The organism is Aneurinibacillus thermoaerophilus (assembly GCF_019603355.1).
Lineage (GTDB): Bacteria > Bacillota > Bacilli > Aneurinibacillales > Aneurinibacillaceae > Aneurinibacillus > Aneurinibacillus thermoaerophilus.
On record NZ_CP080764.1, the window covers coordinates 875310 to 902278 of the forward strand.

Sequence of the window (26969 nt, forward strand, 5' to 3'; positions counted from 1 at the left end):
GCGATAATAAGAGAAGTACGCACTCCTATTTTGCGCTTGGGTTGGTTTTTTGCTTATAAAATTAATGTTTCCAGTGGTAGACGTTGCCCGGATTTTCTTCATCTTTGCGCGCTTTTAGATAGAAGCCCGGGGCGTTGGGCTGGTGAAAACCGGGCGCAGCTTTTTCAGTGATGGTGACTTTTGTGCCGATAGAAATCATGCTGAATATCTCTTCAACTTGAAAGTTATGCAGCCTGATGCATCCTTTTGAAACTGCTTTTCCGATTGATGCTGGATCGTTCGTTCCGTGTATGGCGTAGTCGGTGTCACTTAAGACAAGCCCGCGCGTGCCGTATACTTTGCTTTGTGAGAGTGGCTGGTTTACTTTTTTGGTAATAAAATAAACACCGGCAGGAGTACGATCTGCCGCTCCTAGGCCAATGTAGTAAGAACGCACTGTGTAGGGTCCTGCATATACGATCATGCGAAAAGATGGCTGATAGACAACGATCTCAAGCGGCTGAAGTTCAATGCTTGGCTCCGGCATTCCGCCGATGCGGAGCACTTCTGCAATCGTCTGCCACGCCTGCTGAGGATCGAACCGTTCCGGTTGATAGATAATACCTGTATTTTCGAGAGCTGGGGCGCGACCATCATGTATCGGCTGAACGAATGGAATTTGTGATAGATAGTTGTGTGGAAAAGGAGCAGTCAGCGCGTCCAGCTGTTTGGGTAATGTATCATGATACAAATAGTAGTTGTATAGTGCGCTGCGCATCACAAGAAGCTTTTCTAGACTGTTGCGCTGCAGAGCGATCGCTTTTTTAATTCGTTTAACTTCAGGTTGATCGTCGCAGGTACAGAACGGATTGAAAAATGTGATATCTTTTCCCTTGTTATAAGCGATATAAGAAAGCGTATTCGGTTGATAAAAGGGGAGCGGGGTATATACAGGAATAAACCGCACTTGCGGCACACCTACAATGACTGGTTCTTTACCTGGCGGATAATGGCGACGCTCGATATAGCGGTGCAGCTGCTGCTTTAACTGTTCTTGTGTCTGGCCTGTCGGAACACCGATAACTTCGTAGAACGGAGCCGCAGGACGTGCGGGCGCTTCTAGACGCGATTGAGGGAAGAATTGAAAGTAGAAAAATAGCAATACTACAAGAATGATTCGAATAAAATTTACCATCATGAATATCTCCTCGATTTCATCCCAAACTCTTGTGGCTTCGTTTCTTATCTCTATATCATCTATATATCTTCATAGAAAAAAAGATACATAGCATTGCTAGCTATGTATCTCAAGTATCGGCAAAAAATTAGACTTTCATAATACCGCCTGTGCTGGCTGATGTTACAAGTTTGGAATAACGGGCCAGATAACCAGTTTTTACTTTTGGTTCGAAACCTTTCCATTCCGCTTTGCGGCGTTCCCATTCTTCTTCGGGTACATGTACGTCCATACGGCGCGCTTCGATGTCGATGACGATATGGTCGCCATCTTGTACAAACGCGAGTGGTCCACCCTCAGCGGCTTCCGGGGAAGCATGTCCAATGGAAAGACCACGGGAAGCTCCAGAGAAGCGTCCGTCTGTTACGAGCGCTACTTTTGGCCCTAAGCCCATGCCAACGATTTGTGAAGTCGGCGCTAACATTTCCGGCATGCCTGGTCCACCTTTTGGCCCTTCGTAGCGAATGATCACGACATGACCTTCTTTTACTTTACCGCCAGCGATTCCTTCCAGTGCTTCATCCTGTGAATCGAAAACGATGGCAGGGCCTTCGTGGCGCGTGATGCCGCCTTGGATACCGCCCGTTTTGATGATCGCACCATCCGGAGCCAGATTGCCGAACAGAACGGCCAGACCGCCGGTTTCCGAATATGGTTTATCAATTGGATAAATAACGTTGTAGTCTTTAACATCATGGCCAGCGATGTTTTCACCAAGAGTTTTGCCAGTAACGGTCATTGTGTCCAGATGCAGCACTCCTTCTTTTTTAGACAGTTCGTTGAGTACTGCGGATACGCCGCCTGCCGCGTGCAAGTCTTCAATATGCCAGTCGGATGCTGGCGCCAATTTGGCGAGATGTGGTACGCGTGCCGCTACCTCGTTGATGCGTTCCAACGGATAGTTTACGCCTGCTTCGTTTGCTAGCGCGAGCGTATGCAGAACCGTGTTAGTTGAGCCGCCGAGCGCCATATCGAGTGCGAATGCGTTGTCGATCGCTTTTTCTGTTACGATATCACGTGGTTTCAAATCCATTTTGATAAGTTCCATTAATTGCTTTGCAGCACGTTTTACTAGCTCTTTTCGTTCCGGAGCGGTAGCGAGGATGGTGCCGTTGCCAGGAAGAGCAAGCCCCAGCGCTTCCGCCAGACAGTTCATGGAATTAGCGGTAAACATTCCAGAACAGGAGCCGCAAGTTGGACAGCCGTACTGCTCAAGCTCTTGCAGTTGTTTGTCGTCGATTTTTCCGGCTTGGTATGCGCCTACACCTTCAAATACAGAGGAGAGCGAAATTTTGCGTCCATCGCTTGTCTGTCCAGCTGCCATTGGTCCTCCGCTTACGAAGATCGTTGGGATGTTGAGGCGCATTGCTGCCATCATCATACCGGGCGTAATTTTGTCACAGTTTGGAATGCACACCATACCGTCGAACCAGTGCGCTGCCACAACCGTTTCCACGGAATCGGCGATGATTTCCCGGCTTGGCAGGGAGTAGCGCATGCCGATATGCCCCATAGCGATACCATCATCTACACCGATGGTATTGAACTCAAACGGTACGCCGCCCGCCTCGCGGATTGCTTCTTTTACAAGTTTTCCGAACTCTTGCAGATGGACGTGGCCCGGAATAATGTCGATGTAGGAGTTTACTACCGCGATAAAAGGTTTATCGAAGTCTTCGTCTTTGACGCCTGCGGCCCGAAGCAGACTTCGGTGCGGTGCGCGGTCAAACCCTTTCTTGATCATGTTGCTTCGTAACTCTGCCAAGATAAACCCCTCCACTTTTTCTTTTACCAAAATGTCAGAAAAACAAGACATGTAAAAACAGACGGTCTTTTGCCTTGCTTTTCTTAACTTAAAATTTTTATCATTGTACCACTATTTTATTAGATTGTATATTTAGTAAAATTTCTTCTTTTATAAAATTGTAATTTTTTTAATTTTATAAAATTAACATTTTTCGGAATATAAATTTACCTATAACATTTTTTTTAAAATTGGTTTAAAGTATTAGAGGGGTAAAACAAATTAGAGCAGAGCAGAGGTGAGCTAAAAGAATGAAAATTCATTATTTTCTAAAGGAAAGCAAAGTTAGGAGAAGGTGGTGATGTAAATGTCACAGAAATCTAATTCTGGGCAAGAACAAAATCCAGGCGGTTTTGTGCCGTACATTCCTCCGCATGAACATCGACCAGAAATGACGTGGACGGCGCTTATTCTTGGTGGTATTCTTGCTGTTTTGTTTGGTGCTGCTAATGCTTACCTGGGATTGATTGTTGGGATGACCGTGACCGCTTCGATTCCAGCGGCGGTTATTTCGATGGCGATTTTGCGAGGAATCTTGCGCCGCAATTCGATTCTGGAAAATAATACGGTGCAAACGATTACATCAGTCGGGGAATCACTTGCTGCAGGTGTGATTTTTACGATTCCGGCACTATTTATATGGAAGTTGCATCCAAGTCTGACGACGATTGCGATTATTGCGCTTGCGGGCGGAATTCTCGGCATTATTATGATGATCCCGCTGCGTAAAGCGTTAATCGTAAAAGAACATGGAGTGCTTCCGTATCCGGAAGGGACAGCTTGTGCTGAAGTGTTGATTGCCGGAGAAAAAGGCGGCGGGCTTGCCAAGCTTGTTTTCAGCGGGCTGGGAATTGGTGCGCTGTTTAAATTCATTGCTGATGGAATTAAAGCGTTTCCATCCGAGATCGAAACGGGAATCCGCGGTTTTAAAAACGCAGCGGTCGGAATGGATACGCTTCCAGCGCTTCTCGGTGTCGGATTTATTATCGGGCCGCGCATCGCGGGATATATGCTTGCGGGTGCTGTTCTTGGCTGGCTCGGTTTCATTCCGTTAATTAGTTATTTCGGCTCGTTTGCTGCAAATCCGATTTTTCCGGCGGAAGGGCCAATTAGCCAGCTTGGATTTTGGGATATTTGGAGCAACTATTTGCGTTATATCGGAGCCGGTGCTGTCGCGTTTGGTGGAATTGTGAGTCTGTTTAAAGCGATGCCAACCATCGCATCTTCATTCGCGATTGCGCTGCGGGGGTTTAGCAGTACGCGCGGTTCGAATGGAGGGGCAGTGCTTCGCACGGAACAAGATATGCCGATGCCCTATATTATTGTGCTTGTGCTTGTTCTCATTTCTGTCTTGGCTTTCTTCCCGAAGATTCATATTGGCATTCCGGGTGCTTTGCTCGTAATGTTATTTGGCTTTTTATTTGTTACTGTTTCATCTCGTATCGTCGGTATTGTCGGTAGTTCATCCAACCCGGTGTCCGGAATGACGATCGCAGCTCTAATTTTGATTACCCTGGTTTTGAAAATGATTGGCTTCGGCGGAGAAACCGGCATGATTGCCGCTATTACGATTGGGGCGGTTATCTGCATTGCTGCGGCTATGGCCGGAGATACGTCACAAGACTTGAAGACGGCGTTCCTTGTCGGCGCAACGCCTAAGTATCAGCAGTACGCATTAATGTATGGCGTATTTATTACGAGTCTGACCATTGGTTTTGTACTTATGTTGCTTGATCAGGCCTATGGATTCGGTTCGAAAAACTTACCGGCACCGCAGGCAACGTTGATGATGATGGTTGTTGAAGGGATTATGAGTGGCAATTTGCCGTGGACGCTTATCTTTATTGGTGCGGCTGCTGCAGCTATCGTTGAGCTTATGGGAATCGGATCGCTGCCGTTCGCGGTCGGTCTCTATTTGCCGATTCATCTGAGTATGCCGATTATGCTGGGTGGCATTATTCGGGTTTTGGTGGAACGACGCGAGAAAAATGAAGAGATGCGCAAGCAGAAGATTGAGCGGGGGATTTTACTGTCTTCCGGTTTTATTGCCGGGGAAGCGCTCATGGGCATTTTGATTGCCGTCGCAGTGTCCGCAGGTGTTGTCTTGCCGGAAAACCCATTCTTTGGGCCGCTTGTGTCGCTCATTGCGTTTTTGCTTGTTGCCATGATCTTATTTGCTGTGAGTTCAAAAGGCAAGCAAGTATCATAAGCTAAAAAAGTTCAAAACCTCCATATCCTCCTACCGAAGGATATGGAGGTTTTGTCATGCTTGTTGTCAAGCAATTGCCGCATATTTATTTTTTACGATGGTGGAAACGGGGAGTTTTTACGAAAAAATGCTTGCGGTGTTTATCTGAATATGATATTTTCTTGATAATGTTACTTCTAATAGCGTATATATGTGGAGAAGTACCCAAGAGGCTGTAAGGGGCTCCCCTGCTAAGGGAGTAGACGGGTCATGCCGTGCGCGGGTTCGAATCCCGCCTTCTCCGCCATTCCGGGTAAAAGTAAGACGCTGTCGCTTTATGTGACAGCGTCTTTTTCGTGCGATGTTTTGCCGATTCGCCTGCTGTGACGCAAAGCGGCCGTCCTCTCGCATTGGGTAAAAAGGACGGGATATAAGAACGCGGGCTTTTCTTATTTTTAATCGGTTTCCCATGTGATATGATGTTTTCCATTTTCGACATGTTCGAAGGCAAATCGTATTTCATACTCGCCTTCCTTTTCAAAATGAACGCTATAGCCGTCTTGGTATGTTCCGGGCTCGAAAGTTTTTTCAAATACTGTTTTGCCGCCCGGGTCGGTTACGGTAATAGTGACACGGCCTTTTTTGAATTGCAGTTCGTGCAGTTGGATGGCAAGAACGGTATCGGGGATAGACGGCACTTTCCTGGTAATGGTTTTGTTATAAGTTTCATATGTAGCTTTAATTTCTTTATCGGTAATAGATTCTACGGTTTTTGTCCCGTACTCTGTGCATCCTGCAAGCATGAAGCAACATAGCAAAAAAACGAGCAGATGAGTCAAACGTTTTGCCATGGCGCTTTTTCCCCTCCTTATTTTTTGGGTTAATATTTTTTAGCCGTCCTTCCCACCCTTTGTGCGCATTTCCAATATAATACCATTTCATTGCATCGGGCAAGGAATATTTATTTTCTTCTTCTTTCTCAAACCTAGCCAAAGCGAGAAATCATGCTACAATAATTGAGGATGGTGCCTCACTTTTTGGCAAAGGTGGTAAGCAAAGGTGCAGGCGTGCAAGTGATAGATACGGCACAACAGAAGAAGCGAAAGAAGCGGAGAAAGAAAGGAAGAGACGTTCCAATGAACTGGCTTGAACGATTAAAGAGATGGCTTCTGGCAGAGGAAGAATTCAAGAGCAGAGCCGTAAGGGAAGAATATGGGGAACAGGAGTATGATGTTCCCGCCGTTCCAATTGGAAATAGAAATTTAACCATCCGCACGGCCAATATTTATCCGAAGCGGACAATTAAGGGAAAGGAAATAGCTGAACGCATCGAACGACGCCGGGCCGTCCGGCGCGAGGCTTCTACTCCCGCGCCTCGTAGGCCACATAAGGATAACCGGGAAAATTTTAGATTTCCGCTCATTCCCGATGAACCGGAAGCTAAAGAAAAACGCTTTCATTATGAGGAGGAACAAAAGCTAGCTTTTAACGGCCAGTATAAACGAGATCCCTCAACCATTCACCAGGTAAGACGAGACTCTACAGATGGGGAACGCCAAGCCTCTTCTACACATCAAGCGCGGCCAAAAGGAAATGGTTCTTTCCGGCCAACGGAAGTCATATCGCCGATTTATGGTCGTCAGCGCCCGGAACAAAAAAAATGCAAAGAGACAGTGGAATCCCCTGTTCCTGCTTCTAATACTCTTATTCATCCGATGGTTTTAAAAAAATTGAAAATGCCGGACGCTGGAAAGAAAGAAATGGTTTTGGCATCGGTCGAAGAAGAACAGCGGCGACCGGAAGAAGAGGCACCGAAAGCGTATGCGGAGACACTGGAGCATGTGAAGACGTCGGCAGTAGAAGAGAAGAGCCGGATGCATACGCAGGCGAATGATGAAGAAATTGATGGAACGAAGCAGAATTTGCTGGAAGAGCAGCGGACAGAACCGGAGAAGCCGCGGGTACAAATCGGGCAACCGCCTGTTTTTGTGGATGTAAACCGACCAAAAGCTGCCGAAGAACCGCGTTTTGTCGAGAGACAGGATGTAAGACTGGGATGTGCAGAATCCGGGGAGGGAATGCCCGCCACGGCTAAACCTCAAACAGGTAAGTACGAAAAGCCGCCTTTTTCCTTGCTGCTTCAACCGCCGCATGTGCAAGCGGAAGACGAGGAGTACATTAAGCGTCAGCGCGAGATACTGGCGACAACATTGCACAATTTTAACGTAAATGCTGAAGTTATTGGTGCCGTCCGCGGTCCAACGGTAACCCGATACGAAATTCAACCGGCTCCAGGCGTAAAGGTAAGTAAGATTACGAATTTGAGCGATGATATTAAGCTGAGTCTGGCCGCACGCGATATCAGGATTGAAGCCCCAATCCCGGGGCGTTCCGCTGTCGGAATCGAAGTGCCGAACGAGCAAAGCATGCCGGTGTATTTGCGTTCGGTGCTTGAGTCGGCCGCATTTTGTGAAGCTTCTTCGCCGCTTACGGTAGCGCTCGGCATGGATATCGGTGGCAAGGTGGTTGTGGCAGATTTGGCTAAAATGCCGCATGGTTTAATTGCTGGATCGACTGGTTCCGGAAAAAGCGTATGTATTAATTGTATCATTTTAAGTTTATTGTATAAGGCAACACCGGATGAAGTGCGCCTGCTTCTTATCGATCCGAAAATGGTGGAACTTGCTCCGTATAATCGCATTCCGCATCTTGTTGCTCCGGTCGTTACCGATCCAAAACAGGCAACCGCCGCGTTGAAGTGGGCCGTACAGGAGATGGATAGCCGTTACGAAAAATTTGCGGAAGCGGGCGCCCGCGATATTTCACGTTATAACGACCTGATGCGCCGCGCGTATCCGGGCGAGGCGGAACGCTTGATACCGAGCATTGTGATTGTGATTGATGAGCTCGCTGATTTGATGATGGTTGCGCCGCACGACGTAGAAGAGTCCATTTGCCGGATCGCGCAAAAAGCACGCGCCTGTGGCATTCACCTTCTTGTGGCGACGCAACGCCCTTCTGTCGACGTTATTACTGGTTTGATTAAAGCCAATATACCAACGCGGATCGCATTTTCCGTTTCGTCTCAAACGGATTCCCGAACCATTCTTGATATGAACGGGGCAGAGCGTTTGCTGGGGCGCGGCGATATGCTGTATTTGTCGAGCGGCAGCTCGAAACCGATACGCCTACAGGGTCCTTATGTATCTGACGAAGAAATTGAGGCTGTGACCGAATACGCAAAAAGCCAAGCTGCACCGAACTATCTATTTGAAAAAGAAGATTTAACTCAGGCGCTGAACAATGAAAGTACGGATGAATTGTTTGCTGAAGTGGTGAAATTTTGCGTCGAGAATGGACAGGCATCTGCTTCACTTCTGCAGCGCAATTTCCAAATTGGCTATAACCGTGCCGCCAGGTTAATTGATATGATGGAGGAAAGAGGCTTCATTTCCGGCTATACAGGCAGCAGCAAACCGCGTGATGTGTTTTTGACGCGTGCGGAATATGACAACATTTTTGCCGGGGAAGGAAGACGGGAGTAGAGCTGATGCCCGCTGTTTCATGATATAATAAAAGGAAACACTCGTAAGGTAAGGAGTTGAAATGTCTTGCCAAGTGAACGCGAATCGTCGGTTCTTGTCGATTTTTTCGCCGAGCGGAAGGCGAAACAGCGGGCGTTTAACGAGATGCATGAACGGCTGATGGAGAAGATGCATGAGTACGCGTGCCGGACGCTGAATTTACGTGAGAAAGTGCGGGCCAAGCATGTGTTTCGGAGCAAGCTTACCCTTCCTTCCGAGGCGTTGCTTATTCCGTTCTGGGAAGCGCAGTACGGTATATGGCTATTGCTTGAGTACCAGAATATTAAAGGCGAACGGATCATTGAGAAATATTTGATGGAAGAGAACGCGGATTTGTCTGAGCAGGAGCTTCATCTTGCAGCGCGCTGGATGGCCGCGTATCCTTCTATATATCGCGTGATAGAAGCGTGGGAGGAAGGGTATCGGGTCGACGATATATGGGCGGAAGAAACAATGGATGTGGCACTTGGTGAGAGGGAACAGGTACGTAGCGAATTTATGGTCGGGCAATACCTATTTGCCCGCTTGGCCAAGGTTGGATTTATTCACCGGTTTATTGGGCCGTATGCATTGATTCCCAAAGAACGGATTCCTCTCATTAAGCAGAGCTTGGAAGCTGATTTTGAACGAAGCAAAAAAGAAAACAACAGCCAATGGTCATGGCGTTTATTCATGCAGCAACATGGCATTAAAGCACTAAGAATATATCAGTAAAAAACGAGGCAGCGAAAACGTTCGGTTTACGTTTCGCTCCTCGTTTTTTAGCAGTGACATAAAGCGGCCGTCCCTTTTTATCCGCGAGTTCTTCTTATGCTCCTATATATTTGGCATAGAGAGAACGGGCAATTGTGATGTCATCGGTGCCTTGCACGACGACACGTCCGTTCGGGAATACAACGAGAATATAATGGTTATCGACATGAAAGCGAAGTAGAAACTTGTTCCGTTCGACTTTGCCGAGCGGAGTAAACCGCTCCATGAGCTCGTCCAAATTGACGTGTCGGTCACGCGTCGGGCTAATTTGGACGCTGTTGCGACCACACAGCGATGTAAATGTATCTTCTTTACCGGACAGATCAAGGAATTCAAACACACCTTTTCCACAAGCGGGACAGTCTGGATTTCGCTTATCTGTCAGGTTTATACGAGTATGGAAATTGCGCCAAATTTCCATATGCTCGAGGTGCGGGTTACGATGTTTTTGATCGCCTACGAGTATTTTTAGCCCTTCGACAGCTTGGTAGGAAGCGACAATATGAATAATCGGACCGATCACCCCCGCTGTATCACATGTTTCTCCGCCGCTTGGCGGCTCAGGAATCAAGCATCGCAGGCAGGGAGTCACGTGCGGGCGAATGGTTGCAAACATACCTTTCGCGCTTACCGCGCCGCCGTATACCCAAGGAATGTTGTGTTTGACGGCTACGTCATTGATCAGAAATCGAATGGCGAAATTGTCGGTACCGTCCAAAATCAAATCGCAGTCGGCCAGCAGTTCCTCAGCGTTCACAGTTGTTACATCAGCAATAACCGGCTCGATGGTAACTTCGCTGTTTACTTTTTTTAATTTTTCCGCTGCCGCTGCGGCTTTCGGAAGGTGGTTTGCCGCATCTTCTTCATCGTACAGCATCTGCCGCTGCAAATTACTCGGTTCGACGAAGTCGCGGTCAATAATGCGCACGAACCCGACGCCGGCCCGAACCATGTGGTTAGCAAGCACCGCGCCGAGCGCGCCCGCGCCAACGATGGCGACTCGGCTTGCGCCCAGTTTCTTTTGGCCTTCTTTTCCGATTGGGGCAAATAGCAATTGTCGTGAATAACGCGTATCCATACTCGGGCATGCTCCTATCAGTGAACTACCCGCCACTTGTGCTTCGCTTAAAGGTGGGGGCTTCTAAGTGACTTGTATGTTTTAGCCGAACGATAAGCAACATACAGGAATCTCTTTACGATTACCCTCACTTCGAAGGCGTTCGTTCTAGCATGATTATACCATACGTTTTAGACGACTCCTAACCGAAATTTACCCCTTATATATAAATTGCTTCATTGAAAAATTATAAAAAAAACTATCTTGAAAATATTTTTATAATTTGATAATATTGGTATTGCATTGGAAATCATTTGACAACTTAAGGTAGGGAAGGCCAAGAATGCCATCTTACATCTTTGGTAAGATTGAGTTGGACGACACCCAGTTGCAGAAGGATTTAGAAATAGTTAAAGGATTTCCGAGAATTTCAGAGGAATACGATGAGTTTGGGACCGGAGTCTGGATTAACAACTCGTTGTGGAACGCAAGTCAAGATGCTACTGATACTATGTACCGCGATTTCGACTATCCAGCAAAACAAACTGAGTATGGTCGGCAACTTCCATACATTAGCAAACTCGTCACTGAAAACTTTAATTTAGAGTACCTGAAAATGGTTCGTACCAGGAACCTAATTGATGGAATGGTTATTCCTCACAAGGATTTTGTCGAGCTTAACAAACCGAAAAATCAATATTTTCGAGTGTTTGTTCCTCTCGAAGATAATCAGCACGCTTTCCATTCGGATGAGGATAATGTGTTTCAAATGAAAAAGGGAGAGATTTGGTTTTTAGATGCGGCTATCGATCATGCTGCCGTGAATTTCTCTACCGAAAGTCGGATTTTCCTCTGCCTTGATTTTGCATTCCCAGGTGATTTCCACCCGTCCGAGATTTTTACCAACAAAGCGCTTTACAACGAACTGATCAAGCCAACTATTGCGAAAAGGGAACAATTAAAGCCGGAGGCCGTTGAACACATGATCCAGTCCCTTTCGCAAATCATTGATAAATACAATTTCAAAGATGTTTTATTTATGTTGTCTAAGATTCACTTCTATAAGGATGTTCCAGTATCCGCTGCTTACGACTGGCTAGAGGAGATTACCCGTCGTTCCGGAAAGGAAGAGCTTTTGGACAAGACTCAAAAGTTACGTAAGTACATGATTGAAAAAAGGGATTTGGGCGAGCGATTTTCCATTAACGACTGGAAAGAACTAACTGCATAAATTAAAATGGGCTTTGTCTTAGACAGAGCCCATTTTTAATGAGGTGAATGAAAGTGAAAAAGAATATTCAATTGCAACCTAGACCCTCACAAGAGTTAAGCAATTGGAAATGGATAGTTCCCGTAAGTTTTATCTTAACATGGAGCAGTGGAGCGATCTTTGTCAAACTGGGTTTAGAGTATGCCAATGCTTTTACGTTCGTATTTCTTCGTTTTCTATTGTCAACGGCATTACTCTGGGGGATTTGTCTGATGCTCCGATCCACTTACCCGAAAACAGTGAAAGAGTGGGGGTACATTGTACTTACGGGTCTTTTATTGCAAGCCGGATACCAAATTTTTTATTTCTTCGCACTAGATCAACACATGTCGCCTGGAATCTTAGCCATCATCTTAGGTGCACAACCGATTATCACGGCTTTTTTTGGGGAAACCAAAACTAGATACTATCAGTGGTTGGGGCTTTTCTTAGGGTTAAGTGGACTAATCCTAGTCGTTGCCGATAATATCTCAAAACCAAACTTCACACTATACAGCTTAATAAGTGCAATATTATGTTTGGTCTGTATAACGATCGGTACGTTTATGCAAAAGCAAATTCAGATCAGTCAACCAATCAACATGGCCATTCAATATTCTGGGGGCCTCTTGATGATCCTAATGCTTCTTCCGTTTTTTGGAGGATGGCACGTTCAATGGAATTTCACTTTTCTCTTTAGTTTGTTTTGGATGGCTTTTGTTATTTCGGTTGGAGCTTCAATGATATTGTACTTTATGATCCGAAAAGGAAATCTAACAAACGTCACGAGTTTGTTGTATGGTGTCCCACCTGTCACTGCACTACTGGATTACATAATCTTTAAAAATCAACTGTCGTTAGTGGCTTGTTTAGGAATGGTGTTTATTATTGTCGGTCTATTCCTAATCAATCGGCAAGGAAAGGTCGTATAATTTGTTTGCGAATTTATGGTTTTTAAACAAGCGACTACGAAGGTGTTTTTTAGTCCAAGTTCATTCATAAAAGAGATTGCAGTTATATCCTTATTTTTCCACTTGAGGTACAATTTATAAAACCCTTGATATCTTTATTTAGCTCCAAAACCAATCTTTTATTAATCTTTTTATTATCCTGTTAATATCCCAAATACGATTCTGTTAATATAAACGAACTATCCGGAAATCCCTTGAGATCATTAGGTTTGTCAGTTGTCTTTAATGGATTGATGGCACCGAATTTGACGGATGCTCCTTCTACCACTATGAGTATGTTTAAAACCGGACACATTGCAATTTCACCACGATACGAATAGGAGAATAAGCAAGAAAATGTGTATAATATATACATTCACCCTTTTTCGATTGTCAATTTGCGTAGTTTGCTAAAATTCGAATTGCTTTTATATATAAGACTTCAAAATTTAGGTGCAAGGAGATGCGAGCTTCATGAAAGTTTTAGTTGATAGATTTGGCCGCGTCCACGATTATTTGCGAATTTCTGTTACTGATCGCTGTAATTTGCGCTGCGTGTATTGTATGCCGGAGGAAGGAATGGAGTTTGAACCGGCGGATCGGATTCTAAGCTACGAAGAAATTACCGAGGTGGTGGCGGCCGTAGCCAAGCTTGGCGTGCGTAAATTGCGCATTACTGGTGGTGAGCCGCTTGTACGCAAAGAGATCGAAAAGTTGCTCGCCATGCTTTCCGCCATCCCAGGCATTGAAGATATCGCCTTGACAACCAATGCGATTTTTCTTGCGCAAAAAGCGGAAGCGCTGCGGCAAGCAGGCGTTACCCGCGTGAATATTAGCCTTGATTCTTTGAGACCGGAACGGTTTGCGCTGATTACGCGCGGCGGAAGCTTGAAACGGGTGCTTGACGGTTTGGAAGCCGCGCTGCGTGTAGGATTTCATCCGGTGAAGTTGAATGTCGTGCTCATGCAGGGACAAAATGATGATGAAATCGAAGACTTCATTCGTCTGACGCTGGATAAATCGCTACAAGTTCGTTTTATCGAATATATGCCAATTGGACACGCTGATGATGGTTGGCGCGCGAAGTACCTTTCGCTTGAAACGGTATTCGAAAGGGTAAAGCAGATGGGATTGACGTATGAACCGGCGGAGGATATTTACGGCAATGGCCCGGCGGAAAATTACCGGGTGCCTGGAGCGGTGGGGACATTCGGCTTGATTCATCCGGTTAGCGATCATTTTTGCGGCAATTGCAATCGGCTTCGTTTGACAGCTGATGGAAATATTAAGCCTTGTCTTTATTGGGATGACGAATGGAATGTGCGTCCGCTCATCGGAAATGAGGCCGCAATTCAGGATTTGTTTTTGCGGGCAATTGACGCGAAGCCTGAAAATCATGAGATGGCGCAGGTGCTGATGAAGCAGGAACAGTCCCACAAGCCGACCGTGCGCCGCATGTCGCAAATAGGAGGTTGAGGTAGATGAACGAATCGCTGACACACTTTAATGATCAGCAGCGGGCTCGCATGGTAGATATTACGGGAAAACAAGTGACAGAGAGAACGGCGGTTGTTCGCAGTCAGGTGACAATGAAGCCGGAGACGCTGTCCCGTGTCAAGGAAGGCCGTATTGGCAAGGGGGACGTACTGGCAGTGGCACAGGTCGCCGGAATTATGGCGGCTAAGAAAACGTCAGATGTGATTCCAATGTGCCATCCGCTCGCGCTAACGGGTGTGGATATCCGTTTTTCTGATAATGGGAAAGATACGCTTTACATTGAGGTAACGGTTAAGACGACAGGTAAGACCGGCGTGGAAATGGAGGCGCTGACCGCCGCTTCAGTGGCCGGTTTGACCATCTATGATATGTGTAAGGCGATGGATAAAGAAATGATTCTTGGCCCGACATACCTAGTCTCAAAAACAGGCGGCAAGAGCGGCGATTTCTTGAGCAACGTCAGAATCGCTCTCGCGTTTGAATAGAAGGTACCAGGGGGATCAAATCATATGAATGGAGCCAAAGGCAAGACCTATAAACAGGATGGTGTATAGCATCCCGTGCGTCTTTTCCAGTTAAGGAAAGGCGCTTTTTTTGTCTTGAGATACCATCCGAAAATCATATATGATTTTTTTAGAAAATATATTGAAATCATATATGATTTTGTATATGATAAAAACATGAAGAAAAACATAATGAGCAAAACGCACTATGCTTACAACTTCATGCGTACCGGTATTCTTAACGGCACGTTCGGGCCGGGCCAACGAATAGTCATTGATCAAATTGCGAAGGAGCTGGGGTTAAGTATCATTCCGGTAAGGGAGGCGATTCGACAGTTAGAGTCTGAAGGGCTTATTCAATATAAACCTTACAGTGGTGCCATCGTTAGCACGATCAATGAAACCGAATACGTGGATACACTTTCCGTATTGGCTATTCTGGAAGGATACGCAACCGCGCTGAGCGCAGCGCACATTACACCTGATGAAATCAGCGAGCTTGAGCGGCTGAATGAACAGATGAAAGAGGCGTTGCTTGCGTTCGAGTTTGAAGCATTCGGTGAGCTAAACCGTGAATTCCATTGCGTCATTTACAGGAAATGCGACAACCAGTACCTAAAAGAGGAAATAAAGAAGGTAATGGGCAAAATGGATACGCTCCGCCGTTCTGCTTTTACGTTCGTGCCACAACGCGCGCACAATTCGGTAGAAGAACACGCGCGCATCATTCAGATGCTGAAAGAGGGTGCCCTGTTCGAAGATATCGAAAAAATGGCAAGGCAGCATAAGTTGAACACTGCCAGCGCCTTAAGAAATCGGAAAGCTTCACTGTTTGCCACCAAAAAGAATCCATTTTGATTCATTTTTAAGGCAAGTAATTTTTTTTATGATAAATTTTCGCAAAACATATTATTTTCAAATAATATATTATTTCTTAAGGAGGCTATGGAAAAGATGTATCAAGAGGCAAAACGACGTCTGCGTGGCTCTATCGCACCGATTGTCACTCCTTTTGACGAACAAATGAATGTGGATGTTCAGGCGCTAAAAGGTTTGATTGAATGGCATATCGCAAGCGGCACACATGGTATCTCCGTAACGGGCACTACCGGTGAGCCAAGCTCGTTGACGATTGAGGAGCGGGAACTGGTGATGGAAACTGCCATCAAAACGGCAGCTGGTCGCGTTCCGGTCGTGCCTGGCACAGGTTCCACCAACCATGCGGAAGCACTGCATCTTACAAAGCGTGCGCAGGAAATGGGGGCCGATGCGGCGATGGTAATTGTTCCATACTATAATCGGCCGAACCAACAGGCGCTGTACAACCATTTTAAGACGATCGCCGATTCGGTAGACATCCCGATTATCATTTACAACATTCCGGGACGTACGGCGGTCAATCTTGAAGTAAAAACGTTGGCGCGTCTTGCTGAAGATTGCCGAAATATCATTGGTGTAAAAGAATCAAACAAAGATTTTGAGCATGTGAACAGGGTATTGTTGAATTGTGGCCGCGATTTCCTGTTGTATTCCGGAATTGAGCTGCTTTGCTATCCGATGCTTGCCATTGGCGGAGCTGGACACGTGAGCGCTACCGCCAACGTGATGCCGAAAGAGGTAGCCGATCTTTACAACCTATGGATGGCCGGTGAAGTGGAAGCGGCTATCGACCTTCATTATAAAATGATGCCGCTTAATGATGTACTGTTCAAAGATACGAACCCAGGCCCCTTGAAAACCGCGCTCGGCATGATGGGCAAAATGAATCCGGCGCTCCGCCTGCCCATGGGACCGCCTTCTGTAGAATTGCAGCAAGAAATCAGGCAGACGCTTATTAGTTACGGACTCTTGGATGAGAAAGTAGGAATGAAAGAATGAAACATGCACGATTTTTCCATGAAGGTCGCATTGTGAGAGGGATTGTGGATGGAGAGGTGATTATTGATCAAGCAGGAAAAGAATATTCGATGGAAAGTGTTCAATTCTGGTTGCCGCCGCTTACCCCCAACCATATGATTGGTCTCGCGCTTAACTATGCGGATCATGCCGAAGAACTTGGCTTGGAGAAGCCAGCGGAGCCGGTGTTGTTTATCAAGCCGAACAGTTCCCTGGTTGGTCACAAGGCTCCGGTATACTATCCGAACGGAGCTACATATATGCATTATGAGAATGAACTGGCCGTTGTTATCGGCAGAGGTGGAAGAAATATCAAGCATGCCTATGCGTATGATCATGTAAGCGGTTATACAATTATTAACGATGTGACCGTTCGGGATTTTGTCAACAATTTCTACCGTCCACCGGTTCGGGCGAAAGGGCACGATACGTTTGGGCCGATGGGACCGTATTTCGTGGAGAAGGAAAATGTGCCGGATGTGGAAAACTTGGAACTTCGCACGTATGTGAACGGCGAGCTCCGCCAACGTGGTAATACAAAAGATTTAATGTACTCGATTCCAGATATTATTGAGTTCGTCAGTTCTTTTATGACGTTGGAGCCGGGTGATGTACTGCTGACAGGAACTCCGAAAGGCATCTCCCATGTGAGTCCGGGAGATACGATGCGCCTTGAAATTGACGGGTTGGGTTCGCTGGAAAATCCTGTGTTGGACGGGAGGACGAAGGTTTCGACCGGGGGTGAGACTTGTGAGCAAGTACAACGTTGAACGGGTACCGCACTATATTGGCGGAAAATTCGTTGAGGGAACGTCCGGCAAATTGTTTCAAAACATGAATCCAGCTACAAATGAAACGCTAAATGAAGTAGCCGAAGGGGAAGCGGAAGACATTCATCTCGCGGTGCAGGCGGCACGCCAGGCATTCGACGAAGGGCCATGGCGCACAATGGGTGTAGCGAAGCGGTTGGAATATATTGTACGTATTGCAGATTTGATTGAAGCAAACGCGGAAGAATTGTCCTATCTTGAATCGCTCGATACGGGGCTTCCCATTAGCCAGACGAAGAAGCAGGCGGCGCGTGCCGCGGAAAATTTTCGCTTCTATGCCGAGATGGTGAAAAGCCGCATGGTAGGCGAAGCGTATCAAGTCGACAGTTCGTTTATCAACTATACGATTCATAAGCCGGTGGGTGTAGCCGGACTGATTACGCCGTGGAATGCGCCGTTCATGCTGGCGACATGGAAAGTGGCTCCGGCACTTGCTACAGGCAATACTTGCGTGCTTAAGCCAGCCGAGTGGTCACCACTGACGGCGAATAAGCTTGCTCAGATCGTCCACGAAGCGGGCCTACCGCCGGGTGTATTTAATGTTGTGCATGGGTTCGGGGAAACCGCGGGCGCCGCGCTCGTTGCGCATCCTGATGTTCAGCTTATTTCTTTTACCGGCGAGACGAAAACCGGATCTGAAATTATTAAAAATGGCGCGGATACGCTCAAACGTTGCTCGATGGAGTTAGGCGGAAAATCGCCTGCGATCGTGTTTGCAGATGCGGATTTGGAGCGAGCGTTAGATGCGGTTGTTTGGGGAATCTATTCCTTTAACGGTGAGCGTTGTACCGCAAATTCCCGCTTGTTTGTGCAGGAGAAAATTTATGACCAATTCGTCGATGCGCTAAAGGAAAGGGTGGCCAACATTATAGTGGGTGATCCGATGGATCCGGCAACTGAGGTTGGGCCGCTCATTCATCGCAAACACTGGGAACATGTAACTAGCTACATTGCCCTTGCCCAGGCGGAAGGCGCTGAAGTTATAAGTGGTATCGTTCCAGCTGAATGTTCGACAGGAAACTATATAGCGCCCACGTTGCTTCTTAATTGTACGAATCGTATGCGCGTCGTCCAAGAGGAGATTTTTGGGCCGGTTTTGGCAGTGATTCCGTTTAAAGAAGAAACGGAAGTACTACAGATGGCGAACGATGTAAAATATGGTCTTGCCGCGTATGTTTGGACGAACGACATGAAACGAGGGCATCGCCTGGCTCAGGGAATAGAGAGTGGCATGGTATGGATAAATTCGCAGAATGTGAGAGATTTGCGGATTCCGTTCGGTGGCGCCAAGGCGAGCGGTATTGGCCGGGAAGGTGGTCATTATAGCTTTGAATTTTACACGGAGACCCAGGTGATTCATGTAGCAATAGGTGAGCATCCGATTCCACAGTTCGGTAAAAAGAAGGAAGAACGGACGGGAATAGTCGCTAAGTGATAAACGGAAGGATAGGGGATAGAGATGGTGCGGAGCTATATGCCTTAGACTTGATAGATAAGCATCTTATCCCCTTATCACGATACTCATGTATATAAATTTAAAAGCGGGGAGGATGAGTCATGCCGGCACGCACAGGCAAGCAGTATTTGGAGGCGCTGGAGGCGGCGAAAAACAACATATGGATTCATGGACAAAAAGTAGAAAAAATAACGGAGCATCCAGCCTTTCGCAATATCGTTCAAAGCATGGTAAATCTGTATGATCTTCAGCATGAAAAAGCAGATAAAATGCTTTACACATCTCCTACGACGGGAGACAAAGTCGGCCTGTCGTTCATCGAGCCGAAAACGAAAGAAGATTTAATGGCACGCCGCGAAATGATTACGGAGTGGGCGCATTATTCGGGCGGAATGATGGGGCGTTCCCCTGATTATTTGAATACAAGCATTATGGCGTTCGGTACGGCGTCGTCTTTTTTCGCGCAGGCCGATCCTCGCTTCGGCGAAAACGCGCGCAGCTATTACGAATATTGTCGGGAGAACGATATTAGTCTTACCCATACATTGATCCATCCGCAGGCTAATCGCTCCAAAATCCAGTCCGAGCAAAAAGATCCATATTTATCAGCCCGTATTACGGAGAAAAACGCGGATGGTATCGTAATTAATGGTTGCCGTCTACTCGCTACGCTGGGCGGGGTCACGGACGAAATTGTTGTGTTTCCGTCCACGCTTAATAAAGGCAGTTCCAAAGATGATCCGTACGCGTTCGCGTTTGCGATTCCGAACAATACGCCGGGGCTGAAATTTATTTGCCGTGAGTCCTTTGACTATGGGAGAAATCAATGGGATCATCCTCTAGGCGCCCGCTTTGACGAGAGTGATGCAATTGTAGTGTTTGAGAATGTATTGGTACCTTGGAACCGCGTATTTGTTTGTGAAAGTACGGATATTTGCAACCGAACGTATGTGGAGACGAATGCCGTCGTTCATATGACTCACCAGGTCGTGGCGAAAAACACAGCCAAGACAGAATTTGTTCTTGGCGTTGTGCTGAGCATTATTGATGCCATCGGTATCGAACAATTTCAGCATGTCAAGGAAAAAGCGGCCGAAATCATGATTGTGCTTGAAACGATGCGTTCTCACCTGTACCGCGCAGAACAAAACGCCGCTATCGACAAGTACGGCAATATGACGCCGGATTTTGCGCCACTTAACGCCGCTCGCAACTGGTATCCGAAAATATACCAGCGCATGGTAGAAATTATCCGCATTCTCGGAGCGTCTGGTTTGATGGCTATTCCGACAGAAGCAGACTTTAACAGCGAGGAAATTGGCCATCTTGTGCACCGTTACACCCAGGGAGCCAACATTGACGGTTATGAACGCGTTCAACTGTTCCGCCTTGCTTGGGATATTTCCATGAGCGCGTTCGGCTCGCGCCAGGCGTTGTACGAATATTATTTCTTCGGCGATCCGGTTCGCATGTCGAATGTGTACTATGACATATACAACAAAGAGCCTTATAAAGCAATGGTCAAAGAGTTTCTCAACCGGGTGAAAAAATCGACTCGAAATTATACTAAAGTGTAAAATGTAAGCGTTTTATAGGGCTGGTGAAAAGCTGATTCGTCTTTTCGCTAGTCCTCTTTAAAAAAGGAGGAATGAAAGCGTGATCGGTTTTGACATTATCCGTTTGGCTCACGCCGAATTTAATGTGACGGATTTGGAGAGAGCGCGCGATTTTTACGTGAATGCACTTGGGTTTATCGAAACGGAAGCGGATAGTAACCATATTTATTTGCGGGCGATTGAAGATGGAAATCACCATTGCCTAGTGCTAACAAAAGCCGATACGCCAAGTTTGAATCATATCGCTTATCGCGTTGGTTCCGAAGAGGAGCTTTACAAACTGGAAGCATTTTTTCAGGCTCAAAATTTGCCGATGCGCTGGGTGGAAAAAGACGAAGAACGTGGGCAAGGGCGCGCTCTTCGTATCCAGGACCCTGCAGGGTTTCCAGTGGAATTTTTCTTTGAGATGGAAAAAGCGGAGCGCATGCTGCAAAAATTTAATCAACATACAGGCGCTAAAATTAAGAGAATTGATCACGCTAATTGTTTGGTGACAGATATTTATTGCATTCATAAGTGGTATATGGAAGAATTAGGGTTTAAATGTTCCGAGTACACGGTGGTGGGCTCAGCTGAAAACGAAAGGCTTTGGGCCTCTTGGCTTCACCGGAAGCCGAGCGTACATGATTTGGCGCTGGTTAACGAACGCGGGCCGCGCCTACACCATATTGGTTTCTGGGTGGATGACGCCAAAACGATCCTGGACGCTTGCGATTATCTGGCCGCTTCTGGCTACGCGCTACATATTGAGCGGAGCCCGGGTCGTCATGGTACATCCAATGCATTTTTTGTCTATGTGCGTGATTGGGACGGACACAGGCTTGAGCTTTATACAGGTGATTATTTTACGAATGATCCGGATTGGGAACCGATCAAATGGCATCTGGAAGATCCGCAGCGCGCGACATTCTGGGGTACGGAGCCGCCGCAAACGTGGAAAAAAGAAGCGATGCTCGTCCAGAATATCCTGACAGGGGAGTTAGTGGAAGTGAAGGAACCGGTATCCAAAAAAGTGACAAAATAATAGAAATAATAAACGAAGAGGGGAGCTTTTGCCGTGAAGAGGTTATTTGTTCTTATATTGAGTCTGATATTCGCATTTTCTATTGTGGGATGCGCGGGCAAAAGCAGCGAAACGAACGCCGACCAAAACAAAAAGGCGTCGGAAAACAGTGAGCCGATTAAGATCGGCGGCGTATTCTCGGCATCCGGAAGCGCGGCTTCTCTTGGCAAACCGGAGATGGATACGCTGAAAATGATGGCGGATAAAGTGAATGCGGAAGGTGGCATTAATGGGCGGAAAATCGAAGTGGTCGCCTATGATGACAAGTCTGACCAGAACGAAGCGGTCATAGCGATTAAGAAGCTGATTGAACAGGATAAAGTGGTAGCCGTTATCGGGGGAACGATATCCGGAAATTCGCTGGCGATGATTCCGCAGGCGGAAAAAGCGAAAATTCCGTTTATCTCGGTCGCGGCCAGCAAAAATATTAATAAGCCGGTGAAAAAGTATGTGTTTAAAACCGCGCAAGGCGATGATGTTGTCATTCCGCGCGTCGTTGAATACTTAAAATCTCAAAATCTTACAAAAGTGGCGTGGCTAAGTGTAGATAATCCTTACGGTTCAAGTGGAAAAGAAGAATTTGTGACGTTGGCGAAAGATGCAGGCATTGAAATTGTCAGCTCAGAAGTGTTTGAAGCTACAGTTAATGATGCGAAGCCGATGCTGACACGTGTAAAGCAAAAAAATCCACAGGCGATTGTGATCTGGGGAACCGCTCAGGAGTCGGCAATAGTAACAAAAAATGTGCGGGAGCTTGGTATTCAGGTGCCAATTATCGAATCTCACGGTATTGGAAACAAGAAATTTATCGAACTTGCGGGTGAAGCAGCAAACGGTGTCATCTTCCCGGCAGGCCGCCTGCTCGTTGTGGATCAGGTTCCAGCCGACAACAAGCAAAAGCCGGTGCTTGAAGCGTATATGAAAATATTTCAAGAAAAATACAACTATGCACCGAGCACATTTGGTGGCCATGCCTGGGATGCGTTTGAAATTTTAATTGCTGCCATTAAAGCGGCAGGAGATGATCCGGAAAAAATTCGTGCGGCCATTGAAACAGGCACCAAAGATTTTACAGGCATTACCGGGACATTCAATATGTCCGTGGAAGACCATAACGGTTTGCAGTCTGATTCGCTTGCCATTATTGAAATTAAAGACGGAAAGTGGACGTTAAAAGACAACTAGAAAAGCACAGGAGGCTGATTCGCTCTCTGGCCGTTACGTGGGAGGAACCAGCCTTTATTTTCATACGGTCGGACGGATAGCGTAAATAAGTAGACAAGGAAGTGAATCATACATGGGAGACATGAGCCAAATTGTTCAGCTGCTTTTTTCCGGGTTGACCATTGGCAGCATCTACGCTTTGATTGCGATCGGTTTTGTTATTATATACAACATTACAGGCGTCCTCAATTTCGCACAAGGAGAGTTCGCTATGTTTGGGGCGTTGATTTGCATTTCGCTTGTAGGGACAGGGATGCCTTATTTACTTGCAATTTTACTGAGCATTGTGGCAGTTGTTATGATTGCTGCTATGTTTGAGCGCGTAGCGATTTATCCGGCGCGCCATTCGAGCGTTCCGACGCTAATTATTATTACGATCGGCGTATCCATCGCGCTGCGCGGTATTGCCTTGTTTATTTGGGGGACGGATCCGTATCATCTCATTCCGTTAACAGCGGGAGACGCATTTAACCTTGGGGGGGCAATTATTCAGCCGCAAAGCTTGTGGGCGATCGGCATTTCGGTCATTAGTCTTGTTTGTATGTATATATTTTTTGAAAAGACGTTCATTGGCAAAGTGGTTATCGCGTGTGTTGTTAACCGTTTCGCGGCAAGGTTGATGGGAATTAGGCCGGAGAAGATGTCGCTTATTTCCGTCAGTGTAAGTGGAGGTCTCGGTGCTCTTGCCGGGATCATTATCGCGCCGATTTCCGGCGCGACGTACAACATGGGATTGATGCTCGGAATCAAAGCGTTCATCGCCGCGGTAATCGGTGGTTTATCCAACGCTCCAGCGGCGATTCTTGGTGCGATGATTATCGGACTTTTGGAAGCGTTCACAGAAGGATTATGGACGACAGGATTTAAAGATGCAGTAAGTTTCGGCATCTTGTTGCTCGTACTGTTCCTGTTGCCAAACGGCATTTTGGCCAAATCTTCTGGAAAACGGGTGTAGAAGGAGGATGCGTGATGAAAACAAATATCAAGCTGATTTACAGCCGCAGCCTCAAGGGGCCGCTTGTTCTTACGTTCGTTTTGCTGGCCCTGCCTTTCTTGATTCCATCCCCTTATTTTTTGGGCATGATGGTATTGATCGGGTTTTATACGATTGTGGGAACGGGATTGTCTATGCTTATGGGATATGCCGGCCAAATCTCGCTTGGCCATGCGGCTTTTTACGGTGTAGGAGCTTATACATCAGCGATTTTGACGGCCAAGATGGGAATGCCTGCCCTTGCCGGGATCGCTGCCGGCGCGCTCGTGGCGCTCATCATTGCGTATATTGTCGGGGTGCCGACATTGAAGCTCACTGAACATTATTTGTCGCTGGCCACGCTTGGATTTGGTGTCATTGTGTTTATTTTTTTTAAGCAGCTCAAAGGGTTAACCGGAGGATTGGATGGATTTTTCGGCATTCCGCCGCTTGAAATTTTCGGTTTTGAATTTACGACTGATTTCGCTTACTACTATCTTGTTTGGCCGCTTGCGATTTGCAGTATTTTGTTTGCACGCAACGTGATTCAATCGCGCGTTGGTCGTGCGCTCCGTTCCATTCATGGCAGTGAGACTGCATCCAGCGCTCTTGGCGTCAACACCCAGAAATACAAGTTGCAAGTGTTTATGATGAGCGCTGTATATGCCGCGGTCGCTGGCAGTCTGTACGCGCATTATGTTACATTCATTAGCCCGCAGCTATTTGAGGCGATGGCGTCGATTCATTTCCTCATTATGGTGATTATCGGCGGCATGGCGAGCATATGGGGCGGTATGGTTGGTGCAGCTGTATTCGTTTTTTTAAGCGAAGGGCTGAAAGAGGTGATCCCGCTTGTCATGAGCAATGCAAGCGGTGAATTCGAGATTGTTTTTTTTGGGGTATTGTTAGTAGCTCTTCTGATTTACATGCCAGAAGGACTTGTACCGGCACTTGCTAAAACATGGAAGAATCTTAGGAGAAAAAAGGACAGCGGCGGTCAGAACAGCAGGAATGCGCACATGGAACTTGAAGACGAGAAGGAAGTTCAGGTGAGCATGGTCGGAGGTGGTGAAAGATGAACCAGGCAGCACCATTGCTTGAAGTGCGCAATCTGACCAGAAGCTTCGGCGGTGTTATGGCAGTACATGATGTTTCATTTGACATTTTTCCTGGGGAAATCGTCGCTGTTATCGGGCCGAATGGCGCCGGCAAAACGACGCTTTTTAATATGATTACGGCTATCCTTCCCGCTACGTCAGGTTCCATTCGTTTTTACGGCCAGGAACTTATCGGAAAAAAAACGTTTGAAATCGCACAGATGGGAATTACACGCACATTTCAGAATCTGCAAATTTTCGAAAATATGTCGGTCATTGAAAATGTGATGACCGGCATGCACATCCGTGGTAAAACCGGTTTGCTTGGCGCAGGGTTTCGCCTTTCGCAGGTGGCAAGAGAAGAACGGACGATGTTGGAAAAGGCGCTGGAATATCTCGAAGCTGTCGGGATGGCGCATAAAGCGTATGAAAGCGCTGCTATGCTTCCATACGGTAACCAGCGCCTTGTCGAGATTGCGCGCGCAGTTGCTGCGGACCCGAAACTTATCTTACTCGATGAGCCAATGGCAGGTCTTAATCCAGAAGAGTCACGTGAATTGGTAGATGTTATTTTAAAAATGCGAAATAAAGGTATGACGTTTCTGTTTGTGGAGCACGACATGGAAACCGTGATGTCGACCGCCGACCGGATTGTTGTGCTTGATTACGGAGGCAAAATTGCGGAAGGAACTCCGGAGGAAATCTATAATGATCCGCGTGTCATCGCGGCCTACTTGGGAGATGAGGGGGGTTTGGAATGTTAGAAGTAACGAATTTGCATACGTATCACGGGTACCTTCACGTGCTGCGCGGCATTCATTTTTCGCTGCAAAAAGGCGAGACTCTGGCGATTGTTGGTTCGAACGGCGCTGGCAAAAGCACGTTGCTCGGAACGCTTGCGGGTATTTATGCTCCGCAAGCAGGAAATATTGTTTTCGAAGGCGAAGATATTTCAGAGTTGCGTGCCGAGCAGGTTGTTGCGAAAGGAATCGCTCTTGTTCCGGAACGGCGGCAAATCTTCGATTCTCTTTCAGTAAAAGACAATCTCATTCTCGGTTCCTATCACCGCTTTAGACGCGACAGGCAACAAGTGTTGCGCGATTATGAAAAAATGTTGCACTTTTTTCCGCGGCTTCAGTCAATGCTAGATCGCCCGAGCGGTTTGCTGAGCGGGGGAGAACAGCAGATGCTTGCCATTGCGAGAGGGTTGATGGCGAATCCGAAACTTCTTATGCTTGATGAGCCGTCGCTCGGGCTTGCTCCGCTTATCGTTAAAAGCATCATGGAAATTTTACAGCAATTGAAACAAGAATTCGGAACGACTATTATTCTGGTAGAACAAAACGTAAGAGCGGCGCTCGGCATCGCGGATTATGCTTGTGTACTGGAGAGGGGACAGATTGTTATCAGCGGAGCCGCGCAGGAAGTAGCGGAGAACCCAGCGGTGCGCGACGCCTATCTCGGCAAAGGCAAAAAAGCGATGTAATACAAAGGAGTGGTTATCATGGCAAAGAAAACGGAAGCGCCTACAACTTTAACAGAACAACAAATTGCCCTGCTCAATGAAGAAACGCTTGTGCTCTTAAGTACGGTAGACGCGGAGACACAGACGCCTACCGTTAACGCGATTTCCTGGGTGAAAGCGCCATCCGAAAGCAAAGTTCGCTTTTCCGTTACGAACTCTTCCCGCATCGTTACGAACGTGAAAGCGAACCCGCGTGTTACCCTGTGTGTCATTGGTCTGGAAACGGTTTATTCCATCGTTGGTAAATGCACGATCCTGGAAGAAAAGATGGAAGGTGTGGCTATGCCGCTCGCAAAGATTGAGGTTGATATCTCTGCCGTTTATGACAGCATGTTCTGGGGCGCAAAAATTACCCAGGAACCGAAATTTGAAAAAACGTATGACCTAGAAAAAGCGAAAGCATTGGACGAACAAGTATATACCGCGATGCTTAAATAAGAAGAATGCTGGAAAAAGCGAAGCCGAAACGGTTTCGCTTTTTTTGGTTC

23 protein-coding genes and 1 tRNA gene are annotated in these 26969 nt (G+C 46.8%); 20 read left to right on the forward strand and 4 right to left on the reverse strand.

What is annotated here, in order from left to right; translation table 11 throughout:
- Positions 1-61: 61 nt before the first annotated feature.
- Positions 62-1177, reverse strand: a complete 1116-nt coding sequence (locus tag K3F53_RS04740; RefSeq protein ID WP_082706076.1) for a L,D-transpeptidase — start codon at positions 1175-1177, stop codon at positions 62-64.
- Between the two features lie 127 nt (positions 1178-1304).
- The gene (ilvD, locus tag K3F53_RS04745) at positions 1305-2981 is read right to left on the reverse strand and encodes a dihydroxy-acid dehydratase (protein ID WP_057899600.1); all 1677 of its coding nucleotides are present in this window, start codon (positions 2979-2981) and stop codon (positions 1305-1307) included.
- Between the two features lie 346 nt (positions 2982-3327).
- On the opposite strand from ilvD, the gene K3F53_RS04750 reads away from it, so the two are divergent.
- Positions 3328-5229 carry an OPT family oligopeptide transporter gene (locus K3F53_RS04750; protein WP_057899599.1) on the forward strand — a complete coding sequence of 634 codons (1902 nt, stop codon included), beginning with the start codon at positions 3328-3330 and terminating at the stop codon, positions 5227-5229.
- A gap of 194 nt (positions 5230-5423) precedes the next feature.
- Positions 5424-5515, forward strand: a tRNA-Ser gene (locus K3F53_RS04755).
- Positions 5516-5663: 148 nt separating this feature from the next.
- Here K3F53_RS04755 and K3F53_RS04760 read toward each other — a convergent pair.
- A complete protein-coding gene (locus tag K3F53_RS04760) occupies positions 5664-6059 on the reverse strand; it encodes a hypothetical protein (RefSeq protein WP_091259832.1) in 396 nt (131 codons plus the stop codon).
- A gap of 195 nt (positions 6060-6254) precedes the next feature.
- Between K3F53_RS04760 and K3F53_RS19610 the strand changes: the two genes are divergently transcribed.
- Together K3F53_RS19610 and K3F53_RS04770 are read left to right on the forward strand one after the other, a co-directional pair.
- Positions 6255-8753 carry a DNA translocase FtsK gene (locus K3F53_RS19610; RefSeq protein WP_281423732.1) on the forward strand — a complete coding sequence of 833 codons (2499 nt, stop codon included), beginning with the start codon at positions 6255-6257 and terminating at the stop codon, positions 8751-8753.
- Positions 8754-8819: 66 nt separating this feature from the next.
- The gene (locus tag K3F53_RS04770; RefSeq protein ID WP_057899597.1) at positions 8820-9506 is read left to right on the forward strand and encodes a hypothetical protein; all 687 of its coding nucleotides are present in this window, start codon (positions 8820-8822) and stop codon (positions 9504-9506) included.
- A gap of 94 nt (positions 9507-9600) precedes the next feature.
- Here K3F53_RS04770 and K3F53_RS04775 read toward each other — a convergent pair whose 3' ends face one another.
- Entirely contained in the window at positions 9601-10623 is a 1023-nt protein-coding gene (locus K3F53_RS04775; protein ID WP_220559510.1) for a ThiF family adenylyltransferase, read from the reverse strand.
- Positions 10624-10945: 322 nt separating this feature from the next.
- Between K3F53_RS04775 and K3F53_RS04780 the strand changes: the two genes are divergently transcribed.
- From K3F53_RS04780 to K3F53_RS04855, 16 genes are all read left to right on the forward strand, one after another.
- Positions 10946-11833 carry an aspartyl/asparaginyl beta-hydroxylase domain-containing protein gene (locus K3F53_RS04780; protein WP_220559521.1) on the forward strand — a complete coding sequence of 296 codons (888 nt, stop codon included), beginning with the start codon at positions 10946-10948 and terminating at the stop codon, positions 11831-11833.
- A 53-nt stretch (positions 11834-11886) separates the two neighbouring features.
- The gene (locus K3F53_RS04785) at positions 11887-12783 is read left to right on the forward strand and encodes a DMT family transporter (protein WP_057899595.1); all 897 of its coding nucleotides are present in this window, start codon (positions 11887-11889) and stop codon (positions 12781-12783) included.
- A 492-nt stretch (positions 12784-13275) separates the two neighbouring features.
- Positions 13276-14277 (forward strand): GTP 3',8-cyclase MoaA, encoded by a 1002-nt coding sequence (gene moaA / locus K3F53_RS04790; RefSeq protein WP_057899594.1) that lies wholly within the window; start codon positions 13276-13278, stop codon positions 14275-14277.
- Between the two features lie 5 nt (positions 14278-14282).
- Positions 14283-14783: a cyclic pyranopterin monophosphate synthase MoaC gene (gene moaC, locus K3F53_RS04795; protein ID WP_220559532.1), complete on the forward strand. Its 501-nt coding sequence runs from the start codon at positions 14283-14285 to the stop codon at positions 14781-14783.
- 195 nt (positions 14784-14978) lie between these two features.
- Entirely contained in the window at positions 14979-15659 is a 681-nt protein-coding gene (locus K3F53_RS04800; RefSeq protein ID WP_057900397.1) for a GntR family transcriptional regulator, read from the forward strand.
- Positions 15660-15755: 96 nt separating this feature from the next.
- Positions 15756-16679, forward strand: coding sequence for a 2,4-dihydroxyhept-2-ene-1,7-dioic acid aldolase (hpaI, locus tag K3F53_RS04805; protein WP_057899592.1), 924 nt, complete (start codon positions 15756-15758; stop codon positions 16677-16679).
- The gene (locus K3F53_RS04810; protein ID WP_057899591.1) at positions 16676-17467 is read left to right on the forward strand and encodes a fumarylacetoacetate hydrolase family protein; all 792 of its coding nucleotides are present in this window, start codon (positions 16676-16678) and stop codon (positions 17465-17467) included. The genes hpaI and K3F53_RS04810 overlap by 4 nt, the downstream gene beginning before the upstream one ends.
- Entirely contained in the window at positions 17448-18962 is a 1515-nt protein-coding gene (hpaE, locus tag K3F53_RS04815) for a 5-carboxymethyl-2-hydroxymuconate semialdehyde dehydrogenase (RefSeq protein WP_057899590.1), read from the forward strand. The genes K3F53_RS04810 and hpaE overlap by 20 nt, the downstream gene beginning before the upstream one ends.
- Before the next feature lie 122 nt (positions 18963-19084).
- Entirely contained in the window at positions 19085-20560 is a 1476-nt protein-coding gene (gene hpaB, locus K3F53_RS04820; protein WP_057899589.1) for a 4-hydroxyphenylacetate 3-monooxygenase, oxygenase component, read from the forward strand.
- An 82-nt stretch (positions 20561-20642) separates the two neighbouring features.
- A complete protein-coding gene (gene hpaD, locus K3F53_RS04825; RefSeq protein ID WP_057900396.1) occupies positions 20643-21623 on the forward strand; it encodes a 3,4-dihydroxyphenylacetate 2,3-dioxygenase in 981 nt (326 codons plus the stop codon).
- A 33-nt stretch (positions 21624-21656) separates the two neighbouring features.
- Positions 21657-22847: an ABC transporter substrate-binding protein gene (locus tag K3F53_RS04830; RefSeq protein WP_220559551.1), complete on the forward strand. Its 1191-nt coding sequence runs from the start codon at positions 21657-21659 to the stop codon at positions 22845-22847.
- 112 nt (positions 22848-22959) lie between these two features.
- Positions 22960-23841, forward strand: a complete 882-nt coding sequence (locus tag K3F53_RS04835; RefSeq protein ID WP_220559560.1) for a branched-chain amino acid ABC transporter permease — start codon at positions 22960-22962, stop codon at positions 23839-23841.
- A 14-nt stretch (positions 23842-23855) separates the two neighbouring features.
- Positions 23856-24938, forward strand: a complete 1083-nt coding sequence (locus K3F53_RS04840; protein ID WP_220559571.1) for a branched-chain amino acid ABC transporter permease — start codon at positions 23856-23858, stop codon at positions 24936-24938.
- Positions 24935-25720, forward strand: coding sequence for an ABC transporter ATP-binding protein (locus K3F53_RS04845; protein ID WP_220559580.1), 786 nt, complete (start codon positions 24935-24937; stop codon positions 25718-25720). The genes K3F53_RS04840 and K3F53_RS04845 overlap by 4 nt, the downstream gene beginning before the upstream one ends.
- On the forward strand, positions 25714-26442 hold the full coding sequence (locus tag K3F53_RS04850; protein ID WP_057899584.1) for an ABC transporter ATP-binding protein: 729 nt from the start codon (positions 25714-25716) through the stop codon (positions 26440-26442). Before K3F53_RS04845 ends, K3F53_RS04850 begins: the two co-directional genes overlap by 7 nt.
- Before the next feature lie 18 nt (positions 26443-26460).
- A complete protein-coding gene (locus K3F53_RS04855) occupies positions 26461-26919 on the forward strand; it encodes a pyridoxamine 5'-phosphate oxidase family protein (protein WP_220559589.1) in 459 nt (152 codons plus the stop codon).
- Positions 26920-26969: the final 50 nt, after the last annotated feature.

Bases quoted from the DNA above. Each gene is read 5' to 3' on its own strand.
- hpaI (WP_057899592.1), top strand. From the start codon at position 15,756: ATGTATCAAGAGGCAAAACGACGTCTGCGTGGCTCTATCGCACCGATT.
- K3F53_RS04775 (WP_220559510.1), bottom strand. From the start codon at position 10,623: ATGGATACGCGTTATTCACGACAATTGCTATTTGCCCCAATCGGAAAA.
- moaC (WP_220559532.1), top strand. From the start codon at position 14,283: ATGAACGAATCGCTGACACACTTTAATGATCAGCAGCGGGCTCGCATG.
- K3F53_RS04740 (WP_082706076.1), bottom strand. From the start codon at position 1,177: ATGATGGTAAATTTTATTCGAATCATTCTTGTAGTATTGCTATTTTTC.
- K3F53_RS04760 (WP_091259832.1), bottom strand. From the start codon at position 6,059: ATGGCAAAACGTTTGACTCATCTGCTCGTTTTTTTGCTATGTTGCTTC.
- K3F53_RS04780 (WP_220559521.1), top strand. From the start codon at position 10,946: ATGCCATCTTACATCTTTGGTAAGATTGAGTTGGACGACACCCAGTTG.
- K3F53_RS04800 (WP_057900397.1), top strand. From the start codon at position 14,979: ATGAAGAAAAACATAATGAGCAAAACGCACTATGCTTACAACTTCATG.
- K3F53_RS04810 (WP_057899591.1), top strand. From the start codon at position 16,676: ATGAAACATGCACGATTTTTCCATGAAGGTCGCATTGTGAGAGGGATT.
- K3F53_RS04835 (WP_220559560.1), top strand. From the start codon at position 22,960: ATGGGAGACATGAGCCAAATTGTTCAGCTGCTTTTTTCCGGGTTGACC.
- K3F53_RS04840 (WP_220559571.1), top strand. From the start codon at position 23,856: ATGAAAACAAATATCAAGCTGATTTACAGCCGCAGCCTCAAGGGGCCG.
- K3F53_RS04845 (WP_220559580.1), top strand. From the start codon at position 24,935: ATGAACCAGGCAGCACCATTGCTTGAAGTGCGCAATCTGACCAGAAGC.
- K3F53_RS04855 (WP_220559589.1), top strand. From the start codon at position 26,461: ATGGCAAAGAAAACGGAAGCGCCTACAACTTTAACAGAACAACAAATT.
- K3F53_RS04750 (WP_057899599.1), top strand. From the start codon at position 3,328: ATGTCACAGAAATCTAATTCTGGGCAAGAACAAAATCCAGGCGGTTTT.
- moaA (WP_057899594.1), top strand. From the start codon at position 13,276: ATGAAAGTTTTAGTTGATAGATTTGGCCGCGTCCACGATTATTTGCGA.
- K3F53_RS04850 (WP_057899584.1), top strand. From the start codon at position 25,714: ATGTTAGAAGTAACGAATTTGCATACGTATCACGGGTACCTTCACGTG.
- hpaB (WP_057899589.1), top strand. From the start codon at position 19,085: ATGCCGGCACGCACAGGCAAGCAGTATTTGGAGGCGCTGGAGGCGGCG.